This is a genomic window from Mesorhizobium sp. ORS 3428, assembly GCF_001854785.1.
Taxonomy (GTDB): Bacteria; Pseudomonadota; Alphaproteobacteria; order Rhizobiales; family Rhizobiaceae; genus Mesorhizobium.
Map to the genome: position 1 here is coordinate 129,308 of NZ_MDFL01000014.1, position 22,313 is coordinate 151,620.

The window sequence follows — 22,313 nt, forward strand, 5'->3', positions numbered from 1 at the left end:
TGAAGCAGGTTTTCGGCGAGTTCGGCGGGCAGTTAGGTATTTGGAGTTCCCATATCAATGTCACGACCAGAAGGCTGGCGCTGTTTCCTCGAGCCGCGGYCCGCGACGAAACGGCGCGATCTTCTCGGCAAGTCCGGTGCGGTCGGAAATCTCAACGCCAACGCCGCASAAGGTCGCCGGCCCGCTCGCCRCCTCGAAGCGGCCCTTCGGCACTTTCGACAGGAAGCGGTTGAGAGGCTCCTCCTTGTCCATGCCGAGCGAGGAATCATAGTCGCCGCACATGCCGGCGTCCGAGATGTAGGCGGTGCCGCCGTTGARGATCTGGTGGTCGGCGGTCGGTTGGTGCGTGTGGGTCCCGACCACCACGCTGGCGCGGCCGTCGACGAAATGCGCGAAGCACATTTTTTCCGAAGTCGCCTCGGCATGAAAATCGATCACCGCCGCATCGGCCTGCTCGCCGAGCGGACAGGCGGCAAGCTCGCGCTCGCCAGCCTGGAACGGATCGTCGAGCTCGGGATGCATGAAGACGCGCCCCATGATGTTGGCGACCAGCACCCGCGCGCCGTTCCTGGCGAGGTAGACGCCGGAACCGCGCCCCGGCGTGCCCTTGGGAAAATTGGAGGGGCGCAGGAAGCGCTCCTCGCGCGGCGCGAAGATCAGCGCATCACGCTGGTCCCAGACATGGTTGCCCGTGGTGACGACATCCGCGCCYGCCGCAAGGGTTTCGCGAAATATCTCCTCGGTGATGCCGAAGCCGCCGGCGGCGTTCTCGCCGTTGACGATGACGAAATCCAGCTTGAAGTCGGAAATTAGGCCCGGCAGCTGTTCCCACACCGCCGTGCGTCCTGTCTTGCCGACCATGTCGCCGAGGAAAAGAAGTCTCATACGATCCCTAGCCGAAAGCCCGCCAAGCTGCATGACTTTCGCGAAAGACCATGAGCCCCAAAGGACTATCTATAATTGGGGTGTGAACCGGCGCAACCCGCTCTCGGTGAGTATTTCCGGGATGATGACGTCGTGGTTCTCTTCCGGCACCATCGGAACCTCCTGGCAGTCGAAGGCGATACCGATTAGCCGGGGCGTCATCCCCTTGTCGGCGAGCCGGGCGATCGCCCGGTCGTAATAGCCGGCGCCGTACCCGATGCGGTGCCCGCGCGCGTCGAAGGCGGCGAGCGGCACCAGCATGAGCGCGGGGTCGAGCTCTTCAGCCTCCTCATGCGGCCCGATGGTGCCGAAGCCCATCTCGACCATCGGCGCGCCGTGCACCAGTTCGCGGAACACGATCGTGGTCTTGTCGAGGATCGCCGGCAGGCAGAGCCTGGCGCCCTTTTCGCGCAGCACAAACATCAACGGCCGCACGTCGACCTCGGTGCGCATCGGCCAGAAGCCGGACACGACCTGGCCGGGCTCGACGGCGATCTCATTCTTCGCGGTCTCGGCCATTTCGAGCGCGATCTCCACCCGCCAGAATTCGTCGAGCGCATCGCGCCGCGCCAGCGCTGCCTTGCGAAGCTGTTTCYTCAGGTCCTTTGGTGAGCTCATGCGCAGACGTTAGAAAAGGCCGGATTTGGATGGAGTTTCAGGAGCGACGTTTTCTACCGTACGAATCCCAAAATCGGGAAAGTGGCGATCCACACAACCGGTGGAGAGGTCGATCCCGGGTGCCTACAAAGTAGGTGGGCGCCGTGTGAGAAAACCCACGGGTCTTCCCAGGGACAGCTCCCTAAGGATCGATAAGGCCCCGGGGATAAGTTTCTCCTGCCGGGAAGCGCAGACCGCCAGCGCCAATATAAGCCGACACTCAGCCGGGCGCCACAAAAACGAATGGCCCTTCAAAGCTTGCACGCATCCTCATGGCTCCTTACGGTCCCGCCCGCACGGATAGGAGAAAAAATGCGTTTCGAAGGCACAGCGGCCTATGTCGCCGACAAGGATCTGATGGTGGCGGTCAACGCCGCGATCGCGCTGGAGCGGCCCCTGCTTGTCAAGGGCGAACCGGGCACCGGCAAGACCGAGCTCGCCCGCCAGGTGGCGGCGGCGCTCGGGCTGGAGTTCATCGAATGGAACGTCAAATCGACCACCAAGGCGCAGCAGGGCCTCTACGAATATGATGCCGTCTCGCGGCTGCGCGACAGCCAGCTCGGCGACGGCCGCTTCAACGACATCAAGAACTACATCAAGCGCGGCAAGCTGTGGGACGCCTTTGCCGCGCCGAAAAAGGTCGTTCTCCTGATCGACGAGATCGACAAGGYCGACATCGAATTTCCGAACGACCTCCTGCAGGAGCTCGACCGGATGGAGTTCTTCGTCTACGAGACCGGCGAGACCATCCGCGCCGAATTCAGGCCGATCGTCATCATCACTTCGAACAACGAGAAGGAATTGCCGGACGCCTTCCTGCGCCGCTGCTTCTTCCACTATATCCGCTTCCCCGACATCGAGACCCTGCACCGCATCGTCGATGTGCATTATCCCGGCATCAAGCAGAACCTGGTACGCGCGGCCCTCACCCAGTTCTACGAGATCCGCGACGTGCCGGGCCTGAAGAAGAAGCCGTCGACCTCCGAAGCGCTCGACTGGATTCGCCTGCTAGTCGCCGACGATATCGCGCCGGAAGACCTGCGCGCCGACCCGAAGAACATGCTGCCCAAGCTRCATGGCGCGCTGCTCAAGAACGAGCAGGACGTGCATCTCTTCGAGCGCCTCGCCTTCATGGCGAGACGGCAAGGATAGGCGACAGCAACAGCGATTTCCGCGTCTGTGGACCGTTGCCCGTGAGCCGTGGCTGCCGCAGCTTCGGACCAAAGCATTGGAGGAAGAAATGTCCGAGATCACCGTCCGCCCGCTGGCGCAGTCCGACCATGCCGACTGGCGGCGCCTGTGGACAGCCTACCTCACCTTCTACGAGACCAAGCTGCCGGACGAGGTCTATGACGTCACCTGGAAGCGCCTGTTCACGGCAGGCGAATTCGAGCCCAAGGGCTTCATCGCTACGCTGGACGGCAAGGCCGTTGGTCTCACGCACTACCTCTATCACCGCTCCTGCTGGTCTGAGGTCAACAACTGCTATCTGCAGGACCTCTTCGCCGACCCGGACGTGCGCGGCAAGGGCGTGGGCGCCGCGTTGATCGAGGCGGTGCGCCAGGAAGCCGGCAAGATCGGGGTGAAGAACGTCTACTGGATGACCCACGAGACCAACGCCACCGCGCGCCGGCTCTATGACCATGTCGCGCGCCGCACAGGTTTYATCGAATACGATCTGCTATAAGGGGCCGATGTTCATCCCCTTTTTCCTCGAACTGAAGGCCGCGCGGGTTCCCGTTTCGCTCAGGGAATATCTGTCGCTGCTGGAAGGGTTGGAAGCGGGACTGGTCGACTATGATGTCGAAGGTTTCTATTACCTCGCACGCTCGGCCCTGGTGAAGGACGAGCGCCATATCGACCGTTTCGACCAGGTCTTCGCGCATGTCTTCAAGGGCGTCGAGGCGCTTGCCGGGCCGGATGCCCTCGATGTCGTCAATATCCCGGAGGAATGGCTGCGCCGGCTCGCCGAAAAGCACCTGACCGACGACGAGAAAAAACTGGTCGAGGCGCTGGGCGGCTTCGACAAACTCATGGAGACGCTGAAGAAGCGGCTCGAGGAGCAGAAAGGCCGCCACCAGGGCGGCTCGAAATGGATCGGCACCGGCGGCACCTCACCCTTCGGCGCCTACGGCTACAACCCGGAAGGCGTGCGCATCGGCCAGCATGAGAGCCGGCATCGCCGAGCGGTAAAGGTCTGGGACAAGCGCGAGTTCAAAAACTTCGACGATGCGGTCGAGCTCGGCACCCGCAACATCAAGGTGGCGCTGAAGCGGCTGCGCCGCTGGGTGCGCGAAGGCGCCGAGGAGGAGTTCGATCTGCCCGGCACCATCCACGCCACCGCCGAGCACGGCTATCTCGACGTCAAGACGCGGCCTGAGCGGCGCAACGCCGTGAAGCTTCTGATGTTCTTCGACGTCGGCGGCTCGATGAATGATCATATCCGCAGCGTCGAGGAGCTGTTTTCGGCCGCGCGGGCCGAATTCCGCCAGCTCGAATATTTCTATTTCCACAACTGTCTCTATGAGCGCGTCTGGAAGGACAACCGCCGCCGTCTGGCCGAGACGATCCCGACCTTCGACCTGCTCCACAAATACGGCCCGGATTACAAGGTCATCGTCGTCGGTGACGCATCGATGAGCCCTTACGAGATCGCCCATCCCGGCGGCTCGGTCGAGCATTGGAATCCGGAAGCCGGCAGCGTCTGGCTCGCGCGGCTGTTGCAGCAATGGCCGAACGCGGTGTGGCTCAACCCGGAAGCTGAGAAGAACTGGCGCTACACCCACTCAATCGCGATGATCCGCGACATCTTCGGCGGCCGCATGTACCCGCTGACGCTCGCCGGGCTCGAAGCGGCGACAAAGCAGCTTTCGCGGAAACATTAGCGAACGACTGCGGCTGGGCAGGCCTGTAACAAATGCCTATGTTGGCGCGAATAGAGGCTGCAACCAACAACGAGCCGCCAAGGCCGAGGAGATTTCATGGACACCCACGCCTATCCCGTCACCCGCAGCGACGCCGAATGGCGCGCCCGGCTGACGCCCGAGCAATATGYCGTCATGCGCAATCATGGCACCGAGCGCCCCGGAAGCTGCGCCCTGCTCTACGAGAAGCGCACCGGCACATTTTACTGCGTCGGCTGCGACCAGCCGCTGTTCGAATCCAAGCTGAAGTTTGAGAGCGGCACCGGCTGGCCGAGCTTCAACGATCCGGTGCCGGGTTCGATCGAAACCACCGTCGACCGCAGCTACGGCATGGTGCGCACCGAATGCCATTGCTCGCGCTGCGGCAGCCATCTCGGCCATGTCTTCGAGGACGGCCCGCCGCCGACAGGCCTGCGCTACTGCATCAACGGCGTGGCGTTGCGCTTCGAGCCGGCGGCCTGAACGGCACTTCGCCATAGCTCCGGAAAGGGCGGCTTCGGCCGCCTTTTTTTGCACGCGCGGATACCCCGCACCGCTTACGCGACGACTGTCGCAATCAGCCAGAGCGCCGAGCCCAKCATCATCAGCGATGCCTTTGCGCCGCCTGTCTTTTCCGCGGTCCGCCAGACGGCCAGCGCAAGAAAGATGTTGTAGGGCACCGGCAGGAGATGCACCGTCAGCACCAGCCAGAGCGGAAGCTTCAGCCCGAGCAGGGCGAGCGCCAGTCCCGACGAGGCGATATTGATCGCCGTGCCGGCAAGCAGCATGTCGCGCCAGAACAGCCGGTCGAGCTGGGCTTCGCCTCTCCAGCGCGCGCGAAAGAAGCCGGCTGCGCGGTCGATTTTCGCCGGCGCGGTACCGGCTGGGTCAGGCTTGTCCATCAATCGAGCCTCATGGGCAGAATGAAAGCTTGACGCAGACGAAACAGAAACCCGCTGTCAAAGCGTGTATCATAACGGACCTGTGACCCACATCGTGTTCTGTCATTTGCACCAGCAAGCACAGCGAGGTTCGCAATGAGCGGTCATGTCTACAACGCTCTTTTTCTCTGCAACGCCAACTCGGCCCGTTCGATCATGGGGGAAGCCATCCTCAACCGCCTCGGCGGCGGCCGCTTCAAGGCCTACTCCGCCGGCGCGCACCCGAAGGGCACCGTCAGTCCTTATGCGCTCGAGCTGCTGGAAAGCCTCAGCTACGACACATCCTTCGCCCGCTCGAAGAGCTGGGACGAGTTTTCGGGCCCGGACGCGCCGGAGATGGATTTCATCTTCACCGTTTGCGACAGCACCGCCAATGAAAGCTGCCCGGTCTGGCCCGGTCATCCGATGACGGCGCTTTGGGCGGTGCCTGATCCAGCCAAGGCCGGCGGCACCGAAGCCGAGAAGCATCTCGCCTTCACCGATGCCTTCCGCATGCTGAGCAACCGCATCGCCGTATTCACGAATCTGCCGATGGAATCGCTCGACCGTCTGGCCGTGCAGCAGCATCTGGAGGAGATCGGCCGCGACCGCTCGCGGCCGGATTGAAACCGACTGCCTTGCGCGACAAGGCCTGGTGCGTGCCGCCCAAAACTGCGCAGCGGTTTTGGGGAACGGCATGCATCAAAACAAAGACTTAAAGCACGTCGTCCGAAAACGTTCAGCGCGACGTGCTTTTAAGGCTGGGCTTCGTCGCCCAGCACTTCGGTCACCGCGCGCTCGAAGCGCGAGCATTCCGTCACCAGCCAGTCGGCCATCGCCGGCCAGTTGTCCTCGGCAAAGCAGTTGACCCGCCACATCGAGTTGATGCCGAGGTTCTGCACGCTCTGCTCCGGCTTGAGCTTCAGYCGCGCCTCGATCGCCGGCCGGAACGGCTTCAGTCGCGTCCAGACATCCGTGGCGCCGAGCTTCTCGTTGCGGCCGAAGAAGACGCCGACCACATTCTCGCTGGGCGCGACATACATGGAAAGCACCAGCCCGAATTCGGGCAGCCCACGCTGCCAGAACCAGGGCCCGCGCCTAGCCAGCCGGGCCCTTTCTTCCGGATGCCGCTCGGCGAACAGCGTCCAGAACCCGCGGTGGCGGAACTCCGAAGCGCGGCGGCCGCCGAAGTCGAACTCATTCATGGCCGACCCCGGCCATGAGCTTAGACCATGCCGAGCGCGGCCTTGTAGAGGTCGAGGATGGATTCCTCCTCCTGCCGCTCGGCCTGGTCTTTCTTGCGCAGCCTAACGATGGTGCGAATCGCTTTGGTATCGAAGCCGGTGCCCTTGGCCTCGGCGTAGACGTCCTTGATGTCGTCGGAAATCGTCTTCTTTTCTTCCTCGAGCCGCTCGATGCGTTCGATGATGGCCCGCAGCTGGCCGGCYGCAACAGTCTGGCTGGTCTCGGTGATCTCGTCGGCCATTTTTCTCTCCGCGTTTTTCTGCGCCGCGGYGATTCCCGCCCGGCAAAATTGGAGCGGGTTCGATGCCCGAGCAGGCGCGACGGGTCAAGAAGTTATTGGTGCGGCATGAAAGGCCCGCTTGCTTCCAAGGCCGGCGCTGCCAGCTTCGACAATTGACTCGACGGCGGAACAATCTCGTTGCGTCGAACAATGYCTCGGAGCAGCCCGCCGACGACTACTCACCCAAACGCGATCAGCAGATCCTTGGCATCGATCTGGTCACCAGCCTTGACCAGCACTTCGGCGACCACGCCGTCGCGCTCGGCATGAAGTGCGGTCTCCATCTTCATCGCCTCGATCGAAAGCAGCACGTCGCCCGCCTTGACAGCCTGCCCTGGCGCCACGGCAAGCGCGGAAACCACACCCGGCATCGGCGCGCCGATATGCGCCTCGTTGCCCTGCTCTGCCTTGCGCCGCGCCTTGGCGGCGGAAGCGCCGTGCGCGCGGTCCGGCACTTTCACGCGCCGGGGCTGGCCGTTGAGCTCGAAGAAGACGGTGACCATGCCCTTTTCGTCGACGTCGGCGATCGCCAGGCAGCGTATGACCAGCGTCTTGCCCTTCTCGATGTCGACGAAGATCTCGTCTTCCGCCTTCATGCCGTAGAAATAGGTCGGCGTCGGCAGCACGCTGACGGGCCCGTAGGTTTCCTGCGCGGCGGCAAAGTCGGTGAAGACCTTCGGATACATCAGCCAGGATGCGAAGTCGAACTGCGAAAGCTTGCGCTCCAGCTTCTCTTCGATCTCCTTGCGGCTGGCCTTGAGGTTCGCCGGCTTGAGCAGCGAGCCAGGCCTGACCGTGATCGGCTTTTCGCCCTTCAGCGCCTTTTTCTGCAGCGCTTCGGGCCATCCGCCGGGCGACTGGCCGAGATCGCCGCGCAGCATCGAGACGACCGAATCCGGGAAGGCGATGTCCTTGGCCGGGTTCTCGACATYGGCGACGGCGAGGTCCTGGCTGACCATCATCAGCGCCATGTCGCCGACCACTTTCGACGACGGCGTCACCTTGACGATATCGCCGAACATCAGGTTGACGTCGTGATAGGCCTGCGCCACCTCGTGCCAGCGCGTTTCGAGCCCGAGCGAACGCGCCTGTTCCTTGAGATTGGTGAACTGCCCGCCCGGCATCTCGTGCAGATAGACTTCCGACGCCGGTCCCTTGAGGTCGCTCTCGAAGGCGGCGTACTGGTTGCGTACCGCTTCCCAGTAGAAAGAGATGTGGCGGATCCACTGCGGATCGAGGCCGGGATCGCGCTCGGTGCCCTTGAGCGCCTCGACGATCGAGCCGAGGCAGGGCTGCGAGGTGTTGCCGGAGAAGGAATCCATCGCCGCATCGATGGCGTCGACGCCGGTCTCGACCGCCGCCAGCACCGTCGCCGCCGAGAGGCCGGACGTGTCATGGGTATGGAAATGGATCGGCAGGTCGGTGGATTCGCGCAGCGCCTTGAACAGCACGCGTGCCGCTGACGGCTTGAGCAGGCCGGCCATGTCCTTGACGGCGATGATATGCGCGCCGRCTGCCTCGAGCTCCTTCGCCAGCCCGACATAGTATTTGAGATCGTATTTTGCGCGCGCCGGATCGAGGATGTCGCCGGTGTAGCACATCGCCGCTTCGATCAGCTTGCCCTCGGCGCCGACCGCATCCATGGCGACGCGCATGTTTTCGACCCAGTTCAGGCAGTCGAAGACGCGGAAGAGGTCGATGYCGCCGGCCGCCGCCTGGYGGACGAAATGCTGCACGACATTGTCGGGATAGTTGGTGTAGCCGACGCCGTTGGCGCCGCGCAGAARCATCTGCAGCAGAAGGTTCGGCGCGGCTTCGCGCACTTTGCTCAGCCGCTCCCACGGATCCTCGGTGAGGAAGCGCATGGCGACGTCGAAGGTGGCGCCGCCCCAGCATTCCAGCGACAAGAGCTGCGGCAGCGCCCGCGCATAGGTGCCGGCAATACCGGCAATGTCATAGGTGCGCATGCGGGTGGCGAGCAGCGACTGGTGGCCGTCGCGCATCGTCGTGTCGGTGACCAGAACCTGGCTCTGCGCGCGCATCCAGGCTGCGAACTTCTCAGGCCCGAGCGCATCGAGCCGTTGCTTGCTGCCGTCGGGAATGTTGCCGTTGAGATAGGGCACGACAGGTGGCGCGGCATCGTGCTTGGGCATCGGCCGTCCGCGCGTCTCCGGATGGCCGTTGACGCTGACGTCGGCGAGATAGTTGAGCAGCTTGGTGGCGCGGTCCTGCCGCTTCACCTGCTGGAACAGCTCCGGCGTCGTGTCGATGAACTTGGTGGTGTAGGAATTGTCGGCGAAGCTCGGGTGGTTGATGATGGCTTCGAGGAAGGTGAGGTTGGTGGCCACGCCGCGGATGCGGAATTCGCGCAGCGCACGGTTCATGCGCGCGATGGTCTCGGCCGGCGTCGGCGCCCAGGCCGTCACCTTTTCGAGCAGCGGATCGTAGAAGCGCGTGATGACCGCRCCCGAATAGGCGGTGCCGCCGTCGAGGCGGATGCCGAAGCCGGTGGCGCCGCGATAGGCGGTGATGCGGCCATAGTCCGGAATGAAATTATGCTCCGGATCCTCGGTAGTGATGCGGCACTGCAGCGCGTGGCCGTTGAGCTTGATGTCCTTCTGCGCCGGCACGCCGGATTCCGGTTTGYCGATGGCGAAGCCGTCGAGGATGTGGATCTGCGCCTTCACGATATCGATGCCGGTCACCATCTCGGTGACGGTGTGCTCGACCTGGATGCGCGGGTTGACCTCGATAAAGTAGAACTTGCCGGTATCGGCATCCTGCAGGAACTCGACCGTGCCGGCGCCGACATAGTTCGTCTCGCGCGCGATCTTCAGCGCATAGCCGCAGAGCTCCTGGCGCAATTCATTGCTGAGATACGGCGCCGGCGCACGCTCGACGACCTTCTGGTTGCGGCGCTGGATCGAGCAGTCGCGCTCGAACAGATGCACGGCATTGCCGTGCGTGTCGCCGAGCACCTGCACCTCGACATGGCGGGCGCGCTCGATCAGCTTCTCCAGATAGACCTCGTCCTTGCCGAAGGCGGCCTTGGCCTCGCGCTTSCCTTCCATCACCTCGCGGGCGAGGTCCGCTTCCGAACGGATGGCGCGCATGCCGCGGCCGCCGCCGCCCCATGAGGCCTTCAGCATCACCGGATAGCCTATCTCCGCGGCGAGCTTCTTCACCTCCTGCATGTCGTCCGGCAACGGATCGGTGGCGGGCACGACCGGCACGCCGACCTCGATCGCCAGGTTGCGCGCAGCGACCTTGTTGCCGAGCCGGCGCATCGTCTCCGGCTTCGGCCCGATGAAGGTGATGCCGGCGGYGGCGCAGGCCTCGGCGAATTCCGGGCTCTCCGACAGCAGGCCGTAGCCGGGATGGATCGCATCCGCGCCCGACAGTCTGGCGACGCGAATCACCTCGTCGATCGAGAGATAGCTTTCGATCGGACCCATGTCCTTGGCCAGATGCGGCCCGCGCCCGACCTGATAGCTCTCGTCGGCCTTGAAGCGGTGCAGCGAATATTTGTCCTCTTCCGCCCAGATCGCCACTGTTTTGAGGCCCAGTTCATTGGCCGCGCGAAAGACGCGGATGGCGATTTCGGATCGATTGGCGACGAGGATCTTCGTGATTGCCAAGGACTGGGCTCCAGCAGCGTAAGGTGGAATGAACCGGCGCAATGATTAGCGTGAAAATGCTGCAGCGCAAACAAAATCGCGCGACAATTAAAACGATTTAAATCGTTTGTTTGCGCCAAAGCCGCCGTGGCCACCCTCCGGCGGTTCAAATATGCATGCCGAGGCATCCTCGCGAAGGGCGACGCGGTCGACCCCTCGGCAAAGCACGCCTCCCGAAACTGGGAACCGGTTTCGGGACAAAGGCATGCGTAAAATCAAAAATCTCAAGCGCATGGAGCGAACCTGAAAGATCGCAACTCGCTTTAAGTCTGTTTTGATGCATGTCGTCCCCCAAAACCGCTGCGCACTTTCGGGCGGCATGCATTAGTTTCCCGGACAACAAAAATGCCCGGCGCTCGGCGCCGGGCATCCTTGAAAAGTCGGCTTTTGTTGGCCGGCTTATTTCTCGAAGTAGCTGTACTTGCCGTCCTCGCCCTTCTTCCACTCATAGATGACATAGTCCGGACGGGTGATGTCGCCCTTGGAGTCGTAGCCGATCTCGCCGATGGCCGTCTTCCACGGACCGCCCGACTTGATCGTGTCGGCAACCTTCTGCGCATCGTCAGCCGAGCCGACCTTGGCGATCGCCTGCGAGATGATCTGAATCGCGGCGTAGGAGTAGAGCGTGTAGGCTTCCGGCTCGAAGCCGGCCGCGCGGAACTTCTCCACCACCTCCTTGGCGGCCGGGTTCTTGCGCGGATCCGGAGCGAAGGTGTTCAGCGTACCAGCGACTGCGTCGCCGGCGATCGAGGCCAGTTCGTTGGAGACGATGYCGTCGCCCGAGAACAGAGGCGCCTTCAGGCCCTGGTCGGCCGACTGACGGATGATCAGGCCGGCTTCGGTGTGCAGGCCGCCCCAGTAGATCAGCGTGACGCCGTTTTCCTTCATCTTGGCGATGAGGGCCGAGAAGTCCTTGTCGCCGACATTCACGCCTTCATACATCACTTCCTTGATGCCGTTGGCGTTCAGGTTCTTCTTGGTCTCGTCGGCGAGGCCCTGGCCATAAGGCGTCTTGTCGTGGACGATGGCGATCTTGGCGTCCTTGAAGTTCTTGGCGATGTAGTCGCCCGCCACCTTGCCCTGCTGGTCGTCGCGGCCGCAGGTGCGGAAGGTGTTCCACAGGCCGCGCTCGGTGAGCTGCGGATTGGTCGCGGCCGGCGTCATGACGAGGATGYCGTTCTCCGCATAGACTTCCGACGCAGGAATGGTCACGCCCGAGTTGAAGTGGCCGTCGACGAACTTGACGCCGTCAGCGACGAACTTATTGGCGACCGAAATGCCCTGCTTGGGGTCGGAGACGTCGTCGCCGATCTCGAGCTTGAGCTTCTCGCCGTTGATGCCGCCCGCCRCATTGATGTCGGCGACCGCCTGTTCCGCGCCCTTCTGCAGCTGCGCGCCAAAGGCGGCGTTCGGACCGGTAATCGGACCGGCGACGCCGATCAGGATGTCGGCCCACGCGCTGCCRCTGAACGCGATGAACGCGGTCAGCGCCACGGCGGACAAAAGTGATTTTTTCATTGAAACGCTCCCATTTACGGAGTGGGCGTGGATGATACTTTCATGCGATGCCCACCCTTATCGCAGAAAGCATAGAATGCCGATTTTCAGGCACTTGTCACGCCGATTCATCCCCGAAACGACGTCAATCATGAACCTCAACCCTTCGGTTTCCAGCTCAATAGGGAAGCTCTTTCGTAGAGCCAATTATACTGCCTGACCATCTGGTTCGTGCGCGTGTATTGATAGCCGAGGAAGCCCAGTATCGTCAGTACGATGGTGTCGACGATGTAGTAGTGCAGCGAGAACATCGTGCCATCGAACAGGGCATGATGGATGAACCGGATGCCGATGCCGAGACCCAGCATATAAAGGAACAGCCGGAAGTGGCTGTTCCAGGTCTGCGCYGCCGCCTTGCCGGTCATCCAARCCGCCCAGCCGCCGAGCAGGCAGGTGACGAACAGGAACTGCCAGATCGAGGCTTCTTCGTAGAGAACGCCCTGCATGATTGATGTCTCCCGACCTTAGTGATGCCCGCCTTCGAGATAGGCGGCGCGCACTTCCGGATTGGCGAGCAGATCCTTGCCGGTGCCGCTCATCGTCACATTGCCATTGACCATGACATAGCCGCGATCGGCCAGCTTCAGGGCRCCGAAGGCGTTCTGCTCGACCAGGAACAYGGTCAGCCCTTGCGTCCTGTTCAGTTCGCGGATGGCGTCGAAGATCTGCTTGACGATCAGCGGCGCCAGACCCAGCGACGGCTCGTCGAGCAACAGCAGCTTTGGCCGCGCCATCAGCGCACGGCCGATCGACAGCATCTGCTGCTCGCCGCCGGACAATGTGCCGCCGCGCTGGTTGATGCGCTCCTTCAGCCGCGGGAACAGCGCGAAGACCTTCTCGGCATCCTCGTCATAATGCTTGAGATTGTCGATGCTGGCGCCCATCTGCAGGTTCTCCATCACCGTCATGCGCGGGAAGATACGGCGTCCCTCCGGCGACTGGGCGATGCGCATACGGGCGATCTCGTGCGTCGGCATCTGGGTGATGTTGGTGCCGGCGAAGGTGATGGTGCCCGCGCGGGCGCGTGGCGCGCCGAAGATGGTCATCATCAGCGTCGACTTGCCGGCGCCGTTGGCGCCGATCAGCGCCACGATCTCACCCTGGTTGACGGTGACGTCCACCCCGTTCAGCGCCCGGATGTTGCCGTAATAGGTCTGCACGCCCTTGATATCGAGCAGCGTTGTGCCGGCCATTATTTACCCCCACGCTTGGCTGCGGCCGCCCTCTTGGCGAGTACCTTGGCCTGGCCGATCCAATCCTCGCGAGCGATGCGACCGTCAAAGGCGAGATATTGTTCGGCCGCCTCGACGTCGRCCTTCTTCCAGGCCGCGATCTGGTCGAAATGGAAGATCCCATGCTCGTTGAGCGCCTTCTCGCTGATGGGCCCGATGCCCTTGATCAAGATCAGGCGGTCCGGTTTCCCGTCACGTGGCGCGTCGAGCGCATTGGAAACCGCCTTTGGCGAAGCCGACTTCGCCRCTCCCTTYGTCGAGGCGCTTTTCGCCTTGGAAGACGGTTTGGCGGATTTCGCAGAGGTTACCGACTTGCTGGCAGCCGATGCCGCGAGCRCATCGACCTGAGCCGCCCTCGAGGCGTTCTTCGACACCGTGACCTTTTCGCCCTGGTCCGCGTGTTCGACAGTATCGGAAACCGGACCCGCCATCATCGAAGCGGAACTAGCCGGCCCGTGCGCCGCATCCGGCCCGGTATCAAGCTGCTCGATGACGTCCTCGTCGCCGACTTCGGTCAGCACGGTCTCGACTTCCTCGTCGGCGACGCCGAGATAGGCGGCGATGACGCGCGGGTCGGTCCTGACCGACTGCGGGTTGCCGTCGGAGATCTTGCGGCCGTATTCGAGCACCACGACATGGTCGGAGATCTGCATGACCACTGACATGTCGTGCTCGATGAGCAGGATCGAGGTGCCGGTGTTGTCCTTGATATCGATCAGCAACTCGTTGAGCGCGGCCGATTCCTTCGGGTTGAGGCCGGCGGCCGGCTCGTCGAGGCAAAGCAGCTCAGGCCCGGTGCACATGGCGCGTGCGATCTCCAGCCGACGCTGCGCGCCATAGGGCAGGTCGCCGGCCGGATCGTCGGCGCGCTCGATCAGGTCGGCCTTCTCCAGCCAGTGCCTGGCGAGCTCGATCGACTCGGCCGAGGCCTTGCGATAACTCGGGAAGCCGAACAGGCCGAGGAAGGTGTAGCCCGAGGCCTTCATCAGCTTGTTGTGCTGGGCGACGAGCAGGTTTTCCAGCAGCGTCATGCCGGAGAACAGGCGGATGTTCTGGAAGGTGCGCGCCACCTTGGYGTGCGCCGGGATCTCGTGGTTGGGCAGGCGCTCGAGCAGATAGGTCGCACCGTCACGCCGGTTGAGCGTGATCATGCCTTCCGACGGCTTGTAGAAGCCGGTGATGCAGTTGAACACCGTCGTCTTGCCGGCGCCGTTCGGCCCGATCAGCGCGGTGATCTCGCCGCGCCTGGCCTGGAAGGACAGGTCGCCGATRGCGACCAGKCCKCCGAACYTCATCGACAGGTGYTCGACCTGCAGGATGAAATCGCTCACGGAAGCTCGCATGTCCATCAGCCGTGACCCTCCTTGGTGAAGGAGCTTGAGACCGCTCTTCGCTCCTTGAGGAAGGCCGTCGGCTCGCGGCTGCCGACAAAGCCGCGCGGCTTCCACAGCATGACGATGACCATGGCCATGCCGAACAGAAGCATGCGGTAGAGTTCAGGGGTGAAGTCGGAGCCGAAGCCCGGAATGACCGTCATGTTGCCCCAGCGCAGGCCGGTCTTGAGGAAGTCGAGTTCGCGCAGGATCTCGGTGCCGCCGATCATCACCRGCGCCGCCACCGCGATGCCGCCGAGCGAGCCCATGCCGCCCAGCACCACGATGGCGAGGATGATCGCCGATTCCAGGAAGACGAAGGATTCGGGGCTGACGAAGCCTTGCCGTGCGGCGAAGAACGCGCCGGCGAAGCCGCCGAACATGGCGCCGGTGGCGAACGCCGTCAGCTTGGTTGTGGTGGTGTTGATGCCGAGCGAACGGCAGGCGATCTCATCCTCGCGCAGCGCTTCCCAGGCCCGGYCCACCGGCAGGCGGCGAAGCCTGATCGTGACGAAGGCGGTGAGGAAGCAAAGCCCCAGGATCAGGTAGTAGAGGAAGATTTTGTAATAGGCGCCCGACTGGGTGATGTGCAGCACCTTGGCGWTGTAGTTCGGATCCGAGACGTTGAACGACATCAGGCCGAAGAACGACACCTTCGGAATGCCGGAAATGCCGGCCGACCCATGGGTCACGTCGCGCCAGTTGATGAGCACGAGTCGGATGATCTCGCCGAAGGCTAGGGTCACGATCGCCAGATAGTCGCCGCGCAGTCTCAGCACCGGGAAGCCGAGCATCATGCCCCAGAAGGCGGCCATGGCGCCGGCCGCCGGGAGCAGGATCCAGAAAGACAGGCCGAAATGCGTTGCGAGTAGCGAATAGGCATAGGCGCCGACCGCGTAGAAGGCGACGTAGCCGAGGTCGAGCAGGCCGGCCAGCCCAACCACGATATTCAGCCCCCAGGCCAGCATCACATAGATCAGGATCTGGATGCCGAAATTGTCGACCCACTTCAGCGAGCCCTGGAAGCCGAAAAGCGAAACCATCGCGACGGGATAGAGGATCAGCACCGCGGCGCCGATCTTGTTGAAGTTCCGCCGCACGAAACCCGGTTCCGCCACGGCCGCGGGCGCCTTGGCCTTTTCGGCCCTGGACCGCTCGATCGCCGGCACCGCGTAGGCGACATAGATGAAGCGGCCGACGGCGACCGCGATGACCACTGCGGCAAGCAGGCCCCAGCGCTGCACCAGGATCAGTTCGTTGCTGATGTTCTGGTCGGTTCTCAGCCCGATGAACAGCACGAACAGGCCGAGGGCGATGGCGCCGGCATAGAACCCTTCGCRCAAAGCGCGCTGCATGGGAGTGGYGACGACCTTGCTCCCCGAAGATACGGTAACGGCCATGGGATCAGACCTTTTCGACTTCAGGCCGGCCTAGTATGCCGGAGGGCAGGAAGATCAGCACGATCGCCAGGATCGAGAAGGCGGCCACATCCTTGTAGTCGATCGAGAAATAGGCCGACCACATGCTCTCGATGAAGCCGATGAGCAGCCCGCCGAGCACTGCGCCCGRCAGCGAGCCGATGCCGCCGAGCACCGCCGCGGTAAAAGCCTTCACGCCCGGCACGAAGCCGTCAGAGAACACAACCACTCCGTAATACATCAGGAACAGCGTGYCGGCGACGGCGGCAAGCGCTGCGCCCATGATGAAAGTGATGGAGATAGTGCGGTCGACATCGATGCCAAGCAGCGCCGCCATCTTGCGGTCCTGCTCGCAGGCGCGCTGCGCCCGCCCCAGCGACGTCCTGTTGACGAGATACCAGAAGATCGCCAGCAGCACGGCGGTGACCAGCACGATGATGATCTGCTTCAGCGAGACGCTGATGCCGTCGATCGTGTAGACTTGGCTGACCAGCGGCGGGATCGGCTTGTTGCGCGGACCTTGGGTCACCTGCACGAAATTGGACAGCGCGATCGACATGCCGATTGCGGTGATGAGCGGCGCCAGGCGGAACGAGCCTCGCAGCGGACGGTAGGCGACCTTCTCGATGGTCCAATTATAGAGGCCGGTGAGCAGCATGCCCACGATCATCATGATCAGAAGCGCCACCACCACCGGCACCGAATAGAACATCGCGCCGAGGATCAGGAAGACGATGAGGGCCGTGAAGGCGCCGACCATGAAGATGTCGCCATGGGCGAAATTGATCATGCCGATGATGCCGTAGACCATCGTGTAGCCGATCGCGATCAGCCCGTAGATAGATCCCAGCGTCAGCCCGTTGATAAGCTGCTGGACGAAGTACTGCATATTTACGCGGCTCCCCTGGAATRTCGCCTTCGCGGACGCATTCCTTTTCGTATTGCCCCTAGTCGTAAAGTTTCGAGCCCGGATTGCAACGTCATTTTTCAATCGTCGCGCGTGGTTTGGAAGCACGCCGCCCGATTGCCCGTTTTTTCGCACCCGGCCCCTTGGACTATCGCGGACCCTATCATTGGCACAACGCAATGTCTTTGACGATTCAGCCGTATCATGCGCGCGGTTTCGAAGAAATCGCCGTCAAGATAATTTGATGTGAAGATTCCTTGCGTCAACGGGAGCGTCCGATTTTGCCCTCCCACACATTCCGCAGGGTCAGGATTCTGCTCAGTATGACGGTCATGTGACGGCGAGGCGACGCCGCGAATATTCGCCTCGCCGATGAAGCATTCTCCCAGCCCGAAGTTTCAGTAAGCGGAGCCGCTTCCCCCGTCGAGAGTATGCCGCTCCGTTCCGTGGAGCGGCGGATTGAAGACACTGACCAGCACCATGTCGCCGGCCGCATCGGCGCGCAGGTAGTGATCGTCATGGGCATCGAGAACRTAGATCGTGCCAGGTTCGATGCGGTGGACCTCGCCCGACATATCCTCGACCTCGCCGCTGCCGGAGATGCAGTAGCAGGCCTCCAGGTGCCGCCGATACTGAAGCCGCGACTCGCTGCCAGCACGCACGACCGTATGGCAGACTGTGAACCCCATACCGTCCCGCTGGGTGAGGAGCCGATGGCTCGTGCCATTCCCCCAATCAACGAAGAAGTCAGTTTTTTCTACATCAGCCAATTGCCTGGTGAACATGGCATCTCTTTCTTCTGAGTTATAGCGAGAGCGACAATGCTCTCGGATTGATGTGGTTTTTGCCGTTTCGATGCGCTATTTTTCGAAACCGGGTCAAGAAATGTCGTAAGCGGCCGCAAAGTTCAAATGACCGATTTTCGCCCAACACATTAGAAAAATTTACAGATGGACTATTTGCCGCTGAACGCCATTCGCGCTTTCGAAGCCGCCGCGCGCCATCTCAGCTTCTYTGCCGCCGGCGAGGAGCTGCACGTTACCCATCCGGCGATCAGCCATCAGATCAGGCGACTGGAAGAGTGGCTCGGCGTGCCCTTGTTTCACAGGGATGCCCGCAAGGTCCGCCTGACCGACGCCGGGCTGGCTCTCCAGGCCTCGGCGAACGCAGCGCTCTCCGACCTCGCGGCTGCCTGCCGGCGTATCCGCAGGAACGCAGTTGTCGCGTCGATCTCGGTGGGCTGCATTCCATCCATTGCCAGCCGTTGGCTGGTTCCACGCCTGCCGGACTTTACCGCCCATCACCCCGAGATTGCGATCCGCGTCGCCTATGCGAAGGCCGAAGACCGGCTCGATGACGACGACAACGACATCCTGATCACGCTTGGCGCGGATCCATCCCCGAGGGCCACCAGCCTGAAGCTCTTTTCCCGCGTCAGCCAGCCCGCCTGCAGCCCGCATTACCTGACCCGCAAGGGCCGGCTTGGCACGCCGACGGACATTGCCGCAGCGGACCTTTTGCATGACGAGACACGGCAGGGCTGGCGCGAGTGGTTCTCGCAAGCTGGCATAGCCGGGGCCGATGTCGGCAACGGGCCTGTCTTTGCGGACTTCAACATATTGGCGACCGCTGTCATCGCCGGCCACGGCGTCGCCCTTTGCCCAATCGAGGTTTTCCGCGAGGAGTTGCGACGCGGCGATCTCGTTGTCGTCTCCGACATCGCGACCGATAAGGACAAAGGCTACTATCTCACCATGTCGGCGCAGCCCTCGGCCGCCGAAATCACCTTTGCCGATTGGTTCCGCAGCCAGGTTTCGACGGACGGCGAAGCGGCCTGACGCGTCGACCGGGAGCGATCAGGTGACGATGAACCCATGCGCGAACGGATCGCGGTCGTCGATGAAGATGGTGTTCAATCCGGTCATGCGCGCCCAGCCGCCGATCGAGGGGATGATCGCCGGTTTGCYGGCCACGCTGACCTCCTTTTCGACCCTGCCCTTGAACAGCGAGCCGATGATCGATTCATGCACGAAATTGTCGCCCGCCTTCAGCCTGCCCTTGGCATGGAGCTGCGCCATCCGCGCCGAGGTGCCGGTGCCRCAGGGGGACCGGTCGATCGCCTTGTCGCCGTAGAAGACGGCGTTGCGCGCATCGGCCTCGGCATCTCTCGGCTTGCCGGTCCACAGCATGTGCGACAGCCGGTTGATGCCCGGGTTTTCCGGATGCACGAATGAATATTTCTCGTTGAGCCGCTGCCGCACCACCGGGCTCCAGGCGATGAGGTCGCCGGCCGAATAGTCGGCCATGTCGCGGTAGTTCTTCTGCGGTTCCACGATGGCGTAGAAATTGCCGCCATAGGCGACATCCACACTGATCTCGCCAAGCACCGGGCACTCCACCGTCAGCCCTTCGGCATAGAGGAAGGACGGCACGTTGGTGATGCGCACCTCCTCGACGTATTCGCCCACCTGCTTGTATTCGGCGACGACCAGGCCGGCCGGCGTGTCGAGCCTCAGCACGCCTGGGGTCTTGGGCTTCACCAGCCCGTGCTCGACCKCCATGGTGACCGTGCCGATCGTGCCGTGGCCACACATCGGCAGACAGCCGGAGGTCTCGATGAAGAGGATGGCGATGTCGCAGTCCTCGCGCGTCGGCGGATAGAGGATCGAGCCCGACATCACGTCATGGCCGCGCGGCTCGAACATCAGGCCGGTGCGGATCCAGTCATACTCGGCGAGGAAATGCGCGCGCCGCTCCATCATCGTCTTGCCCTCGAGCAGCGGGCCGCCGCCGGCGACCAGCCTGACGGGATTGCCGCAGGTGTGGCCGTCGATGCAGAAGAATGATTTCTTGGCCATGGTGCTTCCTAAAATATCAGAACCTGGAGGATGTCAGAACCGTTGCGCACGGAAAGGGGTGAGATCGAGCGGCGGAATCTGCCCGAGAACGAGATCGCGGATCAAGCGGCCGGTCGCCGCCGCCTGGGTCAGGCCGAGATGCCCGTGGCCGAAGGCGTAGAAGACGTTCGGCGTCCGCGCCGCACTGATGACCGGCAGCGAATCCGGCAGCGAGGGGCGAAAACCCATCCACTCGCGCCCGCCAGACGGATCGAGCCCAAGCAGGAAGCGCCTTGCCTTTTCCAGCATCGCCTTGGAGCGGGCGAAATTCGGCGCCCGCTCGATGCCGCCGAGTTCGACGGCGCCGCCGACGCGCAGGCCTGTCTCGAGCGGCGTGATGACGAAGCCGTGCCCGGAAAAGATCAGCTGCCGCTTCACGTCGAAGGCCGAGACCGGCAGCGTCGTGTTGTAGCCGCGCTCGGTCTCCAGCGGGATGCGGTCGCCGAGATTTCTGGCCAGGAGATGCGACCAGGCGCCTGCCGCGACAACGAGCTGCCTTGCTGTCCGGGTCGTGCCGCCGGCAAGCACGATCGCGGCACCGTCCGCGCCGGCTTCGACGCGGTCGATGCGCGCATGCTCGAAGCGGGCGCCGAGCCGTTCCGCATAGGCCCAGACTGCCTTGCCGAGCAGCTTGGGATCGGCGACCGTCTTCCAGCCCGRCACGAAGGTACCCTTGACGAAGCGCGGCGAGAGACCCGGCTGCAGCGCCGCCATCTCCTCGCCCTCGACATGGCGGAAGCCGATGCCGAAGCGCTCGCGCGCATGCCAGCCGGACAGCGCGGCACGGAACTCCGCCTCGCTTTCGTAAAGCTCTAGCGAGCCGTCCTCGCGCAGCATCGGTCGCGTGCCGGAGCGGTCGAGCAGACCCATCAATTCGGCCTCGGCGAGCTTCATCATGCCGGCCTGCGCCGCCAGGCTTGCTTCATAGTGCTTCCCGGCACCGGCGCGCCAGAAGCGCACCAGCCACGGAAGGAGCTTGGGCAGATAGGCTGGCGGGATGGCTAATGGCCCGAGCGGATCGGCAARCCATTTCGGYAATTRCCTGATCATGCCCTTATGCGCCAGCGGCAGCACGTCGGAGAAGGCGAAGGCGGCGGCGTTGCCGGAACTCGTCTCCTCGCAAATGCCGGTGCGGTCGAAGACGGTGACGCTGCGCCCCGCCTCGGCGAGAAAAGCCGCGGCGCAGATGCCGATGATGCCGCCGCCGACGATGGCGATATCTTCCCCTTCTCCCCGTCTATGCGGAGAAGGTGCCTGAAGGGCGGATGAGGGGCGGCCCTCTTCAGTCGACTTGGTATTTCCTTGCACGTTGGCGCTGCCCCTCATCTGGCTGCCGCCATCTTCTCCCTGTGAACGGGGAGCAGAAAGCTATCAGAACGCCGGCAGTTCCGACCGCACGGCCAGCGCATCCCYGACGATCGTTTCCACCGTCTTGCGGCGCTCTCCCGACAAAGGCTGACGCGRCATGCGCACACGGTCATTGGTATCGATCGCCAGCACTTCGGCAAGCTTGATGTTTTGTACCAGATAGGTCGAGACATCGAGGTCGAGCAACGGCCGGAACCAGCGATAGATCTTTAGAGCCTCCTCGCGACRGCCCTTTCTCATCAGCTGGTAGATGGCGACGGTTTCGCGCGGGAAGGCGGTGACCAGGCCGGCCACCCAGCCGATGGCACCGACCGAAAGCGCTTCGAAGGCGAGGTTGTCGACGCCGGTGAAGAGATCGTAGCGGTCGCCGAGACGGTTGATGATCTCGGTCGAGCGCCGGATATCGTCGGAGGATTCCTTGATGGCGACGAAGCGTTCGTCCGATGCCAGTTCCTCCATCAGGTCGACGGTGACGTCGACGCGGTAGGCGAGCCGGTTGGAGTAGATCATGACCGGCAGGTCTCCGGCTTCCGCGACGGCGCGAAGCGCGGCGACCGTCTCTTGCCGGTCGGTATGGTAGATCGGGCTCGGCACCACCATCAGGCCGTTGGCGCCCTCCCTGGCGGCGCGGCGGGCGATGCTTGCCGCCTCGCGCGTCCCGGGCTCGTTGACGGTCAAGAGCACCGGCTTCTTGCCGGCCACCTTCTGCGCCGTCTTCAGCACCTCGATCTTCTCGTCATGCGACAGCATCGGCCCTTCGCCGAGCGAGCCGCAAACGATGATCCCGTCGCAGCCGGCCTCCATCTGCAGGGAAAAGCAGCGCTCCATCTCAGCATGATCAAGGCGGTCGTCGGCCGTGAATTTGGTCGTGACTGCGGGGAAAACTCCAGCCCACATGGCTATCTCTCCATCTGATATATCAGTCGTATATTTATTAAGAACCGGGCTGTCAATG

The 22,313-nt window shown here is 63.0% G+C and carries 22 protein-coding genes and 1 other RNA gene; 6 read left to right on the forward strand and 17 right to left on the reverse strand.

Annotated elements, in window-relative coordinates:
* Nucleotides 1–60: 60 nt before the first annotated feature.
* From ORS3428_RS04540 to ssrS, 3 genes are all read right to left on the reverse strand, one after another.
* Nucleotides 61–885 (reverse strand): TIGR00282 family metallophosphoesterase, encoded by an 825-nt coding sequence (locus tag ORS3428_RS04540; RefSeq protein WP_071094991.1) that lies wholly within the window; start codon nt 883–885, stop codon nt 61–63.
* A gap of 69 nt (nt 886–954) precedes the next feature.
* On the reverse strand, nt 955–1,542 hold the full coding sequence (locus ORS3428_RS04545) for a 5-formyltetrahydrofolate cyclo-ligase (RefSeq protein WP_071094993.1): 588 nt from the start codon (nt 1,540–1,542) through the stop codon (nt 955–957).
* Nucleotides 1,543–1,624: 82 nt separating this feature from the next.
* Nucleotides 1,625–1,780, reverse strand: a non-coding RNA gene (gene ssrS / locus ORS3428_RS04550) — 6S RNA.
* Between the two features lie 113 nt (nt 1,781–1,893).
* On the opposite strand from ssrS, the gene ORS3428_RS04555 reads away from it, so the two are divergent.
* The 4 genes from ORS3428_RS04555 to msrB all read left to right on the forward strand — a co-directional run bounded on the left by ORS3428_RS04555 (nt 1,894) and on the right by msrB (nt 4,967).
* Nucleotides 1,894–2,733, forward strand: a complete 840-nt coding sequence (locus ORS3428_RS04555) for an AAA family ATPase (protein ID WP_071094995.1) — start codon at nt 1,894–1,896, stop codon at nt 2,731–2,733.
* Nucleotides 2,734–2,821: 88 nt separating this feature from the next.
* Entirely contained in the window at nt 2,822–3,268 is a 447-nt protein-coding gene (locus ORS3428_RS04560; RefSeq protein WP_071094997.1) for a GNAT family N-acetyltransferase, read from the forward strand.
* 7 nt (nt 3,269–3,275) lie between these two features.
* Complete coding sequence (locus tag ORS3428_RS04565; RefSeq protein WP_071094999.1) at nt 3,276–4,466, forward strand: vWA domain-containing protein; 1,191 nt, start codon at nt 3,276–3,278, stop codon at nt 4,464–4,466.
* Between the two features lie 96 nt (nt 4,467–4,562).
* The gene (msrB, locus tag ORS3428_RS04570; RefSeq protein ID WP_071095001.1) at nt 4,563–4,967 is read left to right on the forward strand and encodes a peptide-methionine (R)-S-oxide reductase MsrB; all 405 of its coding nucleotides are present in this window, start codon (nt 4,563–4,565) and stop codon (nt 4,965–4,967) included.
* A gap of 74 nt (nt 4,968–5,041) precedes the next feature.
* Here msrB and ORS3428_RS04575 read toward each other — a convergent pair whose 3' ends face one another.
* Entirely contained in the window at nt 5,042–5,386 is a 345-nt protein-coding gene (locus tag ORS3428_RS04575; protein ID WP_071095003.1) for a hypothetical protein, read from the reverse strand.
* A gap of 135 nt (nt 5,387–5,521) precedes the next feature.
* Between ORS3428_RS04575 and ORS3428_RS04580 the strand changes: the two genes are divergently transcribed.
* Nucleotides 5,522–6,031, forward strand: coding sequence for an arsenate reductase ArsC (locus tag ORS3428_RS04580; RefSeq protein ID WP_071095005.1), 510 nt, complete (start codon nt 5,522–5,524; stop codon nt 6,029–6,031).
* A gap of 128 nt (nt 6,032–6,159) precedes the next feature.
* On the opposite strand, the gene ORS3428_RS04585 is transcribed toward ORS3428_RS04580, so the two are convergent.
* The 10 genes from ORS3428_RS04585 to ORS3428_RS04630 all read right to left on the reverse strand — a co-directional run bounded on the left by ORS3428_RS04585 (nt 6,160) and on the right by ORS3428_RS04630 (nt 17,878).
* Nucleotides 6,160–6,609 (reverse strand): DUF4268 domain-containing protein, encoded by a 450-nt coding sequence (locus ORS3428_RS04585; RefSeq protein ID WP_071095007.1) that lies wholly within the window; start codon nt 6,607–6,609, stop codon nt 6,160–6,162.
* 20 nt (nt 6,610–6,629) lie between these two features.
* Nucleotides 6,630–6,890 carry a DUF2312 domain-containing protein gene (locus ORS3428_RS04590; protein ID WP_040974416.1) on the reverse strand — a complete coding sequence of 87 codons (261 nt, stop codon included), beginning with the start codon at nt 6,888–6,890 and terminating at the stop codon, nt 6,630–6,632.
* A 218-nt stretch (nt 6,891–7,108) separates the two neighbouring features.
* Nucleotides 7,109–10,567 (reverse strand): pyruvate carboxylase, encoded by a 3,459-nt coding sequence (gene pyc, locus ORS3428_RS04595; protein WP_071095009.1) that lies wholly within the window; start codon nt 10,565–10,567, stop codon nt 7,109–7,111.
* A gap of 438 nt (nt 10,568–11,005) precedes the next feature.
* Nucleotides 11,006–12,124: a branched-chain amino acid ABC transporter substrate-binding protein gene (locus ORS3428_RS04600; RefSeq protein WP_071095012.1), complete on the reverse strand. Its 1,119-nt coding sequence runs from the start codon at nt 12,122–12,124 to the stop codon at nt 11,006–11,008.
* A 137-nt stretch (nt 12,125–12,261) separates the two neighbouring features.
* On the reverse strand, nt 12,262–12,609 hold the full coding sequence (locus ORS3428_RS04605) for a DUF6867 family protein (protein ID WP_071095014.1): 348 nt from the start codon (nt 12,607–12,609) through the stop codon (nt 12,262–12,264).
* Between the two features lie 18 nt (nt 12,610–12,627).
* Nucleotides 12,628–13,356 carry an ABC transporter ATP-binding protein gene (locus tag ORS3428_RS04610; RefSeq protein WP_071095015.1) on the reverse strand — a complete coding sequence of 243 codons (729 nt, stop codon included), beginning with the start codon at nt 13,354–13,356 and terminating at the stop codon, nt 12,628–12,630.
* Entirely contained in the window at nt 13,356–14,744 is a 1,389-nt protein-coding gene (locus ORS3428_RS04615; RefSeq protein WP_071095017.1) for an ATP-binding cassette domain-containing protein, read from the reverse strand. The genes ORS3428_RS04610 and ORS3428_RS04615 overlap by 1 nt, the downstream gene beginning before the upstream one ends.
* Nucleotides 14,744–16,168 (reverse strand): high-affinity branched-chain amino acid ABC transporter permease LivM, encoded by a 1,425-nt coding sequence (gene livM, locus ORS3428_RS04620; RefSeq protein WP_071095019.1) that lies wholly within the window; start codon nt 16,166–16,168, stop codon nt 14,744–14,746. Before livM ends, ORS3428_RS04615 begins: the two co-directional genes overlap by 1 nt.
* 4 nt (nt 16,169–16,172) lie before the next feature.
* Entirely contained in the window at nt 16,173–17,075 is a 903-nt protein-coding gene (locus ORS3428_RS04625; RefSeq protein WP_071095021.1) for a branched-chain amino acid ABC transporter permease, read from the reverse strand.
* Between the two features lie 416 nt (nt 17,076–17,491).
* The gene (locus ORS3428_RS04630; protein ID WP_071095023.1) at nt 17,492–17,878 is read right to left on the reverse strand and encodes an ectoine synthase; all 387 of its coding nucleotides are present in this window, start codon (nt 17,876–17,878) and stop codon (nt 17,492–17,494) included.
* Between the two features lie 165 nt (nt 17,879–18,043).
* On the opposite strand from ORS3428_RS04630, the gene ORS3428_RS04635 reads away from it, so the two are divergent.
* Entirely contained in the window at nt 18,044–18,931 is an 888-nt protein-coding gene (locus ORS3428_RS04635; RefSeq protein WP_071095025.1) for a LysR substrate-binding domain-containing protein, read from the forward strand.
* A gap of 18 nt (nt 18,932–18,949) precedes the next feature.
* Here the strand turns inward: ORS3428_RS04635 and ORS3428_RS04640 are convergent, their stop codons facing one another.
* The 3 genes from ORS3428_RS04640 to ORS3428_RS04650 are packed head-to-tail and all read right to left on the reverse strand — an operon-like array spanning nt 18,950 to nt 22,255.
* Complete coding sequence (locus ORS3428_RS04640) at nt 18,950–19,951, reverse strand: 4-hydroxyproline epimerase (protein WP_071095027.1); 1,002 nt, start codon at nt 19,949–19,951, stop codon at nt 18,950–18,952.
* A gap of 33 nt (nt 19,952–19,984) precedes the next feature.
* A complete protein-coding gene (locus tag ORS3428_RS04645; RefSeq protein WP_071095029.1) occupies nt 19,985–21,316 on the reverse strand; it encodes an NAD(P)/FAD-dependent oxidoreductase in 1,332 nt (443 codons plus the stop codon).
* 45 nt (nt 21,317–21,361) lie between these two features.
* On the reverse strand, nt 21,362–22,255 hold the full coding sequence (locus ORS3428_RS04650) for a dihydrodipicolinate synthase family protein (protein ID WP_071095031.1): 894 nt from the start codon (nt 22,253–22,255) through the stop codon (nt 21,362–21,364).
* Nucleotides 22,256–22,313: the final 58 nt, after the last annotated feature.